Consider the following 11126-nt stretch of genomic DNA (forward strand, 5'->3'; position numbering starts at 1 on the left):
AAAACAGCCAAATTATATAAAATAACTGCATATTATTTTGCCATTTTTTAGAATGCACAATTTCATAAACTGCTAAGATAGAGGGAGCTTCATCCCCATATATCTGACATCATATTTATAGCCTAAAACCCTGACCTGAATAACCAGCCAATCTTCCTATAAAAAAAGGAGCCGTTTAGGCCCCTTTCTTCTAAAACCGGTGATGAGTTACCCGTAAAGGAAGCTTGAACTTATGGGTTATAGTGTTGCCTATTTCTTCGATATCATGGGAAGTAACATCTATTACCAGACATTTCAGTTTAGCGTAAATCCTGTAAGCATTATCCAGTTCTTCTGCTACCATTTCATCAACACTATTCACATTAGGCGGCAGATCAAAACTCCGCATTCTCTCTTTACGCAGTTTTATCAAGGTTTCCATATCAATAGTAAGTCCTACCATGGGCACTTTGCCTTTCAGTTCTATAATTTCCTTCGGTAATTCAGTATTAAGAGTAATAGGATAATTAGCTACCTTGATACCCAGATTGGCCAGATGCATGGAAAGCGGGGTTTTGGAAGTCTGCGGCAGGCCCAGTATTATGAGGTCAGCTTCTTTTATGGTATCCAGATTTTGTCCATTATCATGTTCAATCGCAAACTCTATTGCCTGCATGCGGTTAAAATACTGTTCATCCATCTTATGTCTGAGCCCAGTAACATACATAGGCTGAACCCCGGTTTTCTGCTCAATAACCTGCAAAATAGGATCCATAACATTTATAGCAGCAATATTTCTTTCTCTGGCCTTATCCTCCATGAATTTTGCCAGGCTTGGCTTTACTATGGTAAAAACTATGATCGCATCTTCTTTTTCAGCTTCATCCAGTATCTTTAAAACCTGTTCTTCCTTGGTAACTCTTGAAAACCTGGTTACACTTCTCTCCATGGGAAATTGCAGGGAAGAAGCTACCGCAATTTTTTCCGCGGTTTCTCCTACCGAATCAGAAACCGCAAAGATATGCAGTTTTTTATTCATATAACCATCCCCCTCTCTCGGTTGCCAGCCTCTATATATATTATTCTGTATACTGCCAGGTTTTCCTTTTTTTCTTCAACATTTTTCCGCACCAATCATTTTATGCCCAGATTTCGACGGTTCCTCTTCTCTCTTCTTCAGGACTTTCCGGGGGAATAGCCCCTCCCTTAATATTTTAATCTTCACCTGCAGAGGGGTTACTGCCTGAATTTTCTAATAAGTTTTTTATTTTTATCCCTGCGCTTTTTTTCGCTATTAAGTGTTATCATATATATTTAAGAACAGCTTTTTCGAGGTGAAAAGCGCCATGACCAGCAGCGAATCTGTCACTCTAATAATTCTGCTTCTGCTTTTAGGAGGTGGAATCCTGGCCGCTTTAGCCTGTTTTTTCATTTTCAGCGACCGGGATTTCTGGAAAAACCTTTTTTAATATTAGAACCTATGTTCCGAAAATTGTCTTTTTAAGTTATAATAAGTTATAAACTTCAGGTTAATAAGGAGACCGAGGATGAAAACCGGTACTGCTGATCTTCCCCTGCATAGTGGCAAATGCCCGGCCTGGCTTTTTGAACACATGAAAAAACTAAGTGCTGCGATTATCGAAGTAATTCTAGAAGAAAAAGGAAGAGAAGAAGTTTTATACCGTCTTTCCCATCCCTACTGGTTTCAGGCTTTAGGTTGTGTAGTAGGCTTTGACTGGCACTCTTCCGGACTTACTACCACACTATGTGGAGCCATAAAAGAAGGATTGTCCCCTTTAGCATCCAAGACAGGTATTTTCTTTGCCGGAGGTAAAGGTAAGACAGCAGTAAATACCCCTCAGGAAATTAACACCATAGCCGAAAAAAACCATTTAGAGATAAATCCTGAAAACCTTATATATGCAAGCAAGATGGCAGCTAAAGTTGATAATGCTGCTGTTCAGGACGGCTATCAAATCTACCACCATTTTTTTGTTTTTACCCAGGAAGGCAACTGGGCAGTAATCCAGCAGGGAATGAATGAAGATGCAAAACAGGCCCGCCGCTATCACTGGCTCAGCTTAAACCTGAAAGATTTTACCAACGAACCTCATACCGCTATTTGCTGCAATCATAAAAACCAGGCTTTAAACCTGGTGGCTAAAGAAAATTACGCTTTACGCACCGCCAGCACAGAACTTGCCCAAAGCAAGCCAGAAAAAATCCTTAAGGAGCTTAAGCTTATAGAAAAAGATCTTATAAGGCTTAAACTCCCTTTCTGCCACTATATACCTAATACCAGATACCTTAATAAATCACTGCAAACCGTGTACGAAAAAAGCCCGCATACTTTTGAAGAGCTCCTTGCTATCCCGGGAGCCGGCCCGGGTACAATAAGAGCATTATGTCTGGTAGCTGAAGTAGCATATGGAATCAAGGCTAGTTTTGAAGACCCGGTACGCTACTCATTTGCTCACGGAGGCAAAGATGGTTTTCCTTTCCCCGTAAACGAAGCTGACCTGGAACATTCCTATCAGACTTTAAGACGGGCATTAAAAAAAGCCAAAGCAGGTAATCACGAAACCCTGCAAGGCCTTAAGCGTCTGGCCATCTGGCATGCGGAAATGGTAAACATAAAAGCTACCCCAAAGGTGCCAGAAAAAACCGCAAATAATCCTTCTTCCCCCTTATCTGCTCCCCAGGAAACCATTCAGCTTTCATTATTTTAAGCCCTGCTAAAAAGGGAGGCTTAAAGCCCCCCTTTTTTTAATTACGGATTCATTTTATAAGCTCCTACCAGTGATAGTACATGTTCTTTCCATACCTTATCAGTATTATCACTGTTTACCGGCAGCTTGATTATCTTCATAAGGTTAGCTATTTGCGCTTCACTATTGCGATGACTGGAAACCATCCGCAGAGCATATTGAGAAGTATCCCGTACGATAAAGTTAAAGATTTCATCTACGATGTCCTGGGGTATATTATAAATCTTGGCATTTTCCAGGATAAGCTGGGCATAAGGAATCATAGTAAATATTTCCCCTAAAGCCAGCATATAATCTTTATTTTCTGCCTGTTCTTTATCCGGAGGCGTATCAGCCAGGAAAGCACGCAAAAGCTCAATCTGTTCTTTAAATACTTCGATATTCGGAGTAGATATACCGCTGTAAGGACGTTTATAATCGGGAAACTTGACAGTTTTAAGGCTTCCTGCCTTCTGATTCAAAATATAATCATCATTGGTCATATCATCGCGAACCGGAATTTCAGGCAGATCTATATTATTGAAAAGGTAATTCTCCATAAATCTTACTACCAATCCCATATTAACATGGGTAGTTCCTTCCAGGCGCGGAATCATGCCGATATCCCTTATGGCCATTTCGAAATAGGTATCCTGTTCAAACCCTTTGGCCGCAATGGCATCTAAGAGCATATCTATAATCTTCATGCCTTCCGTAGTTACCTTCATCTTCTGAATCGGGTTGTAAAGGAGATAACGCCGGTCATTATCATTAGCCGAACGGAAATAGTCAATAGCCCGCATAGCAAAAAGGCGCATAGCCATAAGGCGTACAAAAGATTCGGTAAAGATCTTCTTAATATGCGGAAAATCAGTTACCCGATGACCATAGAGCCAGCGGTTATAGGCATGATTTATCGCTTCATAGAAAGCATGGGTACAAATACCTACTGAACAAAAACCAAGCTGGAATTTCCCGATATTAACAGTATTAAGAGCTGAATCCCAGGCTTTCTGTCCGCTTGATAATATTTCCTTCGGGGTGATAGGGTAATCATGCAGGTGGTATTCAGCAACATAAGCCGGACGGTTGCCAGAAGTATTAATTTTTTTCACACATTCATAATTAGGATGATTTGATTCTACTGCAAAGAATACAAACTCATCAGTATCTGCATATTTGCCAAAAGTAGAAACTAAAGCCGCTTTATTGCCATTTCCTATATAATATTTTTCTCCTTTCGCCGAATAAGTCCCATCTCCCTTAGGATAGAGCTTCATCTCCGTAGCATATAAGTCAGCCCCATGTTCTTTTTCCGAAAGTCCAAAAGCAAAAATGCCGCCTTCTTTCAAAAGCTGAGCCGTCTTTTTCTTGACTTCTTCATTATCTCCCAGCCAGATAGGCCCTAAACCTAATATACTTACCTGATAACAATACTGGTAGGAAAGTCCGTAAAAACCAAGCAGTTCATTGTACTGGGCAATCCTGTACATATCAAAACGGGCATCAGGATCACCATAGCCGGCCGGAGTCAAAAGAGTAGCATAAGCCTGGGTTTCCTTCAGCATATTAAGATAATCATCATACCATCTTATATCCTGATCATCTTCCTTTATACTGGCCAAGCCCTTATTTTCAAAAAAGTCAATCGTTTTCTGGTAAATGTCATTAGTCTTCTCATCCTTAAACGGCCGGTGATAATTCTTAGGGTTAAGCAAAAACATATTTTCCCCTCCCGCAGAAATATTACTTTTTTAAATATTATGTCATATTGATTTTTGATAGTCAAATAAAATAAAGTTCGAAATAAGCTTTAACTTTAATCATGCACACGCATGTACACATATGCTCTTGTGTTCTCCTAAAACTGTCCCCTAGGGGCATAAACACAGATTATGGCGGAAATAAAATTAATCATGTGAAAAAAGGTACAAAAACCTCTTGCTATTCTTTGTGAAAGATAGTACAATCACAATAGAAAAATTAATTCCCCCGCGGGGAAAAATAAATAAGGAGGACGAAAATATGAACGCAACCGCCCTTTTAATCCCGAACGAAATAGCTAAAAACGAAGAAAAAATCAAGTTTAAAATCCCGGCAACTACCAGTGAAACATACAGACTAGGAATTACCATGTCCGAGCTGTTCCTGCATGTACTCGTTATCTTAAAAGCCCAATGCCACAGTGAAAGTGGCCGTAAGATTTTAGACCTTTTTATAAAACAGGAAGAAAAAGATTTAGAAGCTTTATCTTTCCATTTTAAATATGCCCTTAACTGCGAAATTGCTAAATTTTATCAATTCCGGGGAGAAGTCGTAAATAATGAATTACCTGCAGGTCTTATGTCGGAAACTAAATTGCTTATAACCAGAAATCTGGAAAATTTCTTTGCCTGGATGCAGGAAATCGAAAAAAGCTTTTCCTCTTTCCCGGCACCTGATATAACTAAATACTTCCATACTCAAACCAAAGATGATGTTTTGGCTACCTGTCTTAAAGCCAGGAATAATATAATTGAACTTTATCGCCGGTTAGCCAAGCTTTATCCGGAAGGCAATATAAGTTCAGCCTTTATGGAAATGGCGGAGATTTTGGAAGAAGGCAATAAAAATTTATTAAGTTAAATTAATCAGAGTCATTAAAAAAGTTTATTAGCCAGATTTTAATTTCCATTATATTATTCTATAGGGTCAAAGAAAGGAGGCAGTCGTAGTGAGAGAAAGAGATAAGCATTTTGCCCTCGCGGTTGATGAAATCGTAAAAGGAATCGATGAAGCCTTTGCTCAAAAACCTATTCTTGGGTGGACTAAAAAAACCCCCCGGAAAGGTATTGCCCAGCTCCTCATAAATTTAATTAATATCTTTAAATAACTATTTCTAATATTTAGATTATTACAAAAAGTATTGCAAAATCAGTTTTAACATGTAATAATAAAAGTACCTTCACCCCCCAAGTATAAATATAAATTCCATCACATTCCCTCTCCACATGAGCCCGTAAAGGGCTCATGTTTGTTTTCTGTCTATTTTTAAGTTCCAGCTTTATACATCCATTTTCCATAAATAGCAGTTTATTCTGAATTAAATATGATTTAAAATTAATAAGGATAGAATCTTAATCAGGTAAATAAACGCTCAGGGAGGGCCATCAGTTATGAACAACAGTGAAAATAACGGAAGTCAAGTTATAGTAGTAACTTCGGGTAAAGGTGGAGTAGGTAAAACAACTACGGTTGCCAATGTCAGCTGCGCCCTTGCCCGTATGGGATATAAGGTAGCCGTTATGGATCTTGACATAGGACTAAAAAAGCTGGATCTTATATTAGGTCTGGAAAATCGAGTCATATATGATATAGTCCAGGTTATTGAAGGAGAATGTACTTTAAAACAGGCTTTAGTTAAGGATAAACGTTTTAACCACCTTTACATGCTGCCGGCTGCCCAAACCCGCAACAAAGATGACATAACACCCGAACAGGTAAAAGCCCTGTGTGATGAGATGCGCAAAGATTTCCACTTTATTTTCATAGATTGCCCTGCCGGTATTGAGCAGGGATTCCGCAATGCCATCAGTGCTGCTGATAAAGCTATCGTAGTTACCAATCCGGAAGTATCAGCCGTAAGAGATGCTGATCGCATAATAGGAATGCTGGAATCTGCTCAATTCAAAGATATAAAACTGATCATCAACCGCATCCGCATGGATATGGTAAAATCAGGAAATATGCTTAGTATTGAAGACCTGCTTGAACACCTGTGTATTGAGCTTCTAGGGGTAGTTCCGGAAGATAAAAATGTGGTGGTATCCACTAATAAAGGAGAACCTATTATATTGAATGAAAAGTCAGCAGCCGCTATCGCCTTTAACAACATAGCCCGCCGCATTGCTGGAGAGAAGGTGGAAATCCCTGATTTCTCTGAAAATTCTTCCTTCTGGAGTAGAATAAAAACCCTTTTCTCAAGGTAGTTAAAGGAGGAACCGGCCATGATAGATTTTCTTAAAAAAATTTACGCGCGGGAAAACAGCTCCAGCCGGGATAAGGCTAATGAAAGGCTGCGCATAGTTCTGGCTCATGACCGCACCGGCACTTCTACCCATCTTATTGAAGTGCTCAAAGAAGAAATAATAGAGGTAATAAAAAAACATGTGGAAATAGACGGTACACCCGAAGTAACTATTGTCCATGAAGGCAGGCAGTCTGCCCTCGATATCAATATTCCTCTAAAAGGCAGGTAAAGGTCGGAATATGATCAGCATAAAAGGAATCAATGGCAACCTGGTATTCAACTTCCTTCCCGGAAACTTTGAGGATTATATCCGTTTCCTTACGCAAAAATTTTCATCTAATCCCCGTTTGTTTGCCGGCTCTAAAGTAGTATTCCGGGGGGAAGGCTTAAATTTCCTCTCCCATGAGGAAATAGCTGCACTGCAAAAGCTTTGTCTGGATTACGGTATGGTGCTGAACAATAATCCAAGCTCTTTAGAAAAAGGAGCCGGCCAGGATGTTATAATATACCGCAATATAAGAAGCGGACAAAAAATCTTCTCTGAAGGCTCGGTCATCGTATGGGGCAATGTACATGAAAGTGCGGAAATAATTGCTGCCCGGGATATAATTATCCTGGGTAAACTGGAAGGCATAGTACATGCAGGATTTTACGGAGATAAAAACAGCATCGTTTTTGCTTTGCAAATGGCTCCAGGCCAAATACGCATAGCCGATAAATTTTCTAGGGCCCCTGCTGACTATACCCCTAAAGATTATCCAGAAATAGCTTATCTGGAAGAGGACACCATATGTATAAAACGCTATGTTCCTCAGGAAAATTTAGCCCGGTTAAACAGCTGATGTTTAACCGGGTTTTATATGCCTATTAACTTTGCCATTTGCTTTGCCATGAAACATGCACATATAGCCACAACCAGAGGTATTATAAAAGCTAGTACCGCCCATTTCAGGCTTCCGGTTTCTTTTTTTACCGTCCATAAAGTAGTAGCACAGGGGTAATGCAAAAGAGAAAAGAGCATCACACAAACTGCTGTTCCCGCCGTCCATCCCTGCTGTTCAACCAGTATTTTTTTTAAAGCCGTAAGGCTTTCTACTTCTATCATGGTGCCGGTTGCCAGATAGCCCATAAGCATCAGAGGAAGCACCAGCTCATTAGCCGGCAATCCTAAAATAAAGGCAGTCAAGATAACCCCATCTATCCCTATAATCCTGGCCGGGAAATCAAGAAGATTGGTCATATGCTTAAAAAGACTTGCATCTCCCACCATAGTATTAGCCATAAGCCAAATTAATGCTCCGGCAGGGGCAGCAACCTTTACTGCCCTCATCAAAACAAAAATAATCCTATCCAGAATTGACCTTACTATAACCTGCCCTAAAACAGGCTTACGGTATGGTGGAAGCTCTAAAGCAAAACTTGATGGCATTCCTTTAAGTAAAGTCTTTGTTAAAAGAAATGATATAAAAAAAGTAGTTAAGATCCCTGTTAATACCAAGAAAGCTACACAGAAGGCAGCTATAAAATTTTTATAAATACCCATTCCGCCCCAAAAAATTATAGATAAAGCAATGAAGAGCGGAAATCGGCCATTACAGGGAACAAAGTTGTTGGTAAGTACAGCGATCATACGTTCCCGCGGAGAATCTATAATCCGGCACGAAGTTACTCCCGCCGCATTACACCCAAATCCCATACACATGGTAAGAGCCTGCTTACCGCAAGTTCCCACCTTATTAAATATGCTATCCAGATTAAAAGCAACCCGGGGTAAATATCCTGCATCTTCCAAAAGAGTAAACAAAGGAAAAAAAATTGCCATGGGAGGCAGCATAACGGCAACTACCCAAGTAGTACAGCGATAAACACCCTGCACCAAAAATCCATAAATAAAATCCGGGCACCCCAAGAATAAAAGAAGACGGGTAATCTTATCTTCTAGAAAATTAAAGAAAGCAAACAAAGCCAGAGAAGGATAATTGGCACCGACAATAGTTATAAAAAACACCAGGGCCAACAAGATAAGCATTACAGGAATGCCCAAATATTTGGAAGTTACTATATCATCAATAAAATGGTCTATATCCTTTTGGCGGCCACCCTTTACCACTACCTTGCGAGCTATAGTTTCTGCCTGCTGATAAATATTAGTCAGGATAAGCTCACTATATTCTCGCCCTTCTTTTTCCATATCTATTTTGTATAAATGAGAAACCGTATTATTCATATAAAAAGAACACCACTTTCCTCCATCCAATACTTTCTTATCCCTTCCCAGATACTCTCATCACCATCTAAAACGCGTAAAGCAAGCCAGCGCGGATTTATAAACCGGCTGCCAGGCCAGGCCTTTATCTCTTCCTGTATCCTATCCAGCAGGGCTTCTAAATCATCATCATATCTGACCACCCGGGGAGAAGTCTTTATTTTACCTTCTACCATATCCCTGATTAATGATTTAAGTTCTTCTATCCCTATCCCTTTTCTAGCTGCTGCCTCCACCACCGGAACCCCTAGTTCTTCCGCTAAAGCTTTGGTATTTACATATATAGATTTTCTTTCGGCTTCATCAATCAAATTTACACAAACAATAACCTTATCTGTTATTTCTAGTATCTGCAAAACCAGGTTGAGATTTCTTTCCAAACAGGTAGCATCCACAACTACTACCGTAACATCCGGACAGGCAAAACAGATAAAATCCCGTGCAACCAGTTCATCAGAAGAACGGGCCAAAAGCGAATAAGTTCCAGGTAAATCCACGATTTTATAAGTGCGCCCGGCAAAAGCATATTCACCCTGGGTTATAATAACCGTTTTCCCCGGCCAGTTGCCGGTATGCTGTCTGAGACCAGTCAAGCTGTTAAATAAAGTGCTTTTACCTGTATTAGGATTACCGGCTAAAGCTATTACTGGCTCATCCGCGGAAGAAAGATGGATATTAAATCTTTTTCTAACCTTAAAAAAATGCCCCGCATCCATATAGAAACATCTCCTCCCTGCTGCTATTTGGCGATTAATATCTTACCTGCCTCCTTGGCGCGTAAGGCAATAAGCGTATCACGTACTTCAAAAACAATTGGGCTTCCTCCTGGTCCTTGGCGTATACTCTTAACAGCGGTTCCCGGTACAAACCCTAAATCCAAAAGCCTCCTTCTAACAAACCCTTCTAACCTTACCTCCTTTATTACTCCACTCTCTCCGGTTTGAAGCTGGGAAAGCCTCATCCATAAAGGCCTCCTTTATTTATAGTTTTAAGTATAGGTTCTGACATTTTATAATAAGCAAATAATCTGAAAAATGTTACTTTATAGTCGCTTTATTGAACCTACACCACAAACAAAAAACTCCGGCAAGCTTTTTACTTACCGGAGTAATGTTTGCACTTCGACGGCTCAGGTATCAAACAAATTCCTGAATAAGCCGTCTAACTTCGTTCAGCATATTTTTTCTTTCCTCATCACTAACGGTTGTTACCGCATAGAAAATCTTGCTCTTGTACTCGGCAAAACCACAAAAACCAAACAGAGCCTGGGCAATCCCCCAATCTATTACTTTATCCAGGCCGGTAGCCTTAGCAGCATTTTCATCAGCACCGGCAGTAGTAATAACAAGCCCTTTTTTGCCTGTAAGCAACCCTCTAGGGCCGCTTTCCGTATACTCATAAGCAAACCCTACACTGAAAACCCGATCCATATAGCCCCGCATTATAGCCGGCACTGAATACCACCATATCGGTGCCACCAAAATTACTATGTCAGCATTTTTCACATCTTCCTGCTCCCTTTTTATATCTGCAGGAATATTCCCGGTATGAAAGCCTTCAAAATCCTCCCTTGAAAGTACAGGATTAAAATTCATAGCATAGAGATCTTTTACCTTGACTTCAACCCCTTTTTTCTGAAGCTCTTCCTTAACTACTGCGGCAATAGCTGCATTAAAACTTAAAGGATTAGGATGGGCATATACCAGTAATGCCTGCACAAAAACACCTCCTCACATTTGCCCTATTATTATATCCAGAAAATAAAGGAAATTGCAATAAACTGCCTCTATCCGATAGTGTCAACTTTTTATAGGATATTTATAAATTAATGACCACTCTATTTTGGTTTATAAATTAGATGTTCCATTATGCATATCTTTCAAACATTTAAACATTGGTATCACTTTACCTTTGCTTAATATGGGCACATTATTTAATTGTTCACGTGTTCTGGTAAAGGTATTGCTGACCTTTAAGGCCATAGCTTTTTCTAGGCTATAGCTTTTCTTTGGTTCCTGTTTTAAATGCTTCAGGCTGATCTTGCCGCCGCTACTTAAGTATGCTCGCAGTTCAGCCATTGCTCGCAGTCCTTCCCGACTCCAACCCATTGGGCGGCTACTTAAAC

General features: G+C 40.0%; 12 protein-coding genes and 1 pseudogene. 6 read left to right on the plus strand and 7 right to left on the minus strand.

All coding sequences use genetic code 11. From position 1 onward, the window contains the following. Window positions 1-190 precede the first annotated feature (190 nt). Complete coding sequence (locus BUB92_RS05405) at window positions 191-1018, minus strand: pyruvate, water dikinase regulatory protein (RefSeq protein WP_073091139.1); 828 nt, start codon at window positions 1016-1018, stop codon at window positions 191-193. Window positions 1019-1526: 508 nt separating this feature from the next. Here BUB92_RS05405 and BUB92_RS05410 point away from each other — a divergent pair. Beyond that, window positions 1527-2708, plus strand: coding sequence for a DUF763 domain-containing protein (locus BUB92_RS05410; RefSeq protein WP_073091142.1), 1182 nt, complete (start codon window positions 1527-1529; stop codon window positions 2706-2708). A gap of 41 nt (window positions 2709-2749) precedes the next feature. Here the strand turns inward: BUB92_RS05410 and BUB92_RS05415 are convergent, their stop codons facing one another. Then, entirely contained in the window at window positions 2750-4450 is a 1701-nt protein-coding gene (locus BUB92_RS05415; RefSeq protein ID WP_073091145.1) for an acyl-CoA dehydrogenase family protein, read from the minus strand. Window positions 4451-4751: 301 nt separating this feature from the next. Between BUB92_RS05415 and BUB92_RS05420 the strand changes: the two genes are divergently transcribed. The 5 genes from BUB92_RS05420 (at window position 4752) to BUB92_RS05435 (ending at window position 7577) form a co-directional block, all read left to right on the plus strand. Continuing rightward, a complete protein-coding gene (locus BUB92_RS05420; protein WP_073091147.1) occupies window positions 4752-5351 on the plus strand; it encodes a hypothetical protein in 600 nt (199 codons plus the stop codon). An 88-nt stretch (window positions 5352-5439) separates the two neighbouring features. Then, window positions 5440-5598 (plus strand): hypothetical protein, encoded by a 159-nt coding sequence (locus BUB92_RS11530; protein WP_159432309.1) that lies wholly within the window; start codon window positions 5440-5442, stop codon window positions 5596-5598. Window positions 5599-5881: 283 nt separating this feature from the next. Then, window positions 5882-6694 carry a septum site-determining protein MinD gene (gene minD / locus BUB92_RS05425; protein ID WP_073091150.1) on the plus strand — a complete coding sequence of 271 codons (813 nt, stop codon included), beginning with the start codon at window positions 5882-5884 and terminating at the stop codon, window positions 6692-6694. Between the two features lie 18 nt (window positions 6695-6712). Then, on the plus strand, window positions 6713-6964 hold the full coding sequence (gene minE / locus BUB92_RS05430; protein ID WP_073091152.1) for a cell division topological specificity factor MinE: 252 nt from the start codon (window positions 6713-6715) through the stop codon (window positions 6962-6964). 10 nt (window positions 6965-6974) lie between these two features. Beyond that, complete coding sequence (locus tag BUB92_RS05435; protein ID WP_073091155.1) at window positions 6975-7577, plus strand: septum site-determining protein MinC; 603 nt, start codon at window positions 6975-6977, stop codon at window positions 7575-7577. A 14-nt stretch (window positions 7578-7591) separates the two neighbouring features. Here the strand turns inward: BUB92_RS05435 and BUB92_RS11355 are convergent, their stop codons facing one another. The 5 genes and pseudogenes from BUB92_RS11355 to BUB92_RS05460 all read right to left on the minus strand — a co-directional run. After that, a complete protein-coding gene (locus BUB92_RS11355) occupies window positions 7592-8962 on the minus strand; it encodes a nucleoside recognition domain-containing protein (RefSeq protein WP_073091157.1) in 1371 nt (456 codons plus the stop codon). Further along, window positions 8959-9717 carry a FeoB small GTPase domain-containing protein gene (locus BUB92_RS11360; RefSeq protein WP_073091160.1) on the minus strand — a complete coding sequence of 253 codons (759 nt, stop codon included), beginning with the start codon at window positions 9715-9717 and terminating at the stop codon, window positions 8959-8961. Before BUB92_RS11360 ends, BUB92_RS11355 begins: the two co-directional genes overlap by 4 nt. A 23-nt stretch (window positions 9718-9740) precedes the next feature. Then, on the minus strand, window positions 9741-9962 hold the full coding sequence (locus BUB92_RS05450) for a FeoA family protein (protein ID WP_073091162.1): 222 nt from the start codon (window positions 9960-9962) through the stop codon (window positions 9741-9743). A 175-nt stretch (window positions 9963-10137) separates the two neighbouring features. Then, on the minus strand, window positions 10138-10719 hold the full coding sequence (locus BUB92_RS05455; RefSeq protein ID WP_073091165.1) for an NAD(P)H-dependent oxidoreductase: 582 nt from the start codon (window positions 10717-10719) through the stop codon (window positions 10138-10140). A 129-nt stretch (window positions 10720-10848) separates the two neighbouring features. Next, window positions 10849-11126: pseudogene (locus BUB92_RS05460) on the minus strand (UPF0236 family protein); the annotation flags it as partial.

Origin of the sequence: Thermosyntropha lipolytica DSM 11003 (assembly GCF_900129805.1) — a bacterium.
GTDB classification, from domain to species: domain Bacteria; phylum Bacillota; class Syntrophomonadia; order Syntrophomonadales; family Syntrophomonadaceae; genus Thermosyntropha; species Thermosyntropha lipolytica.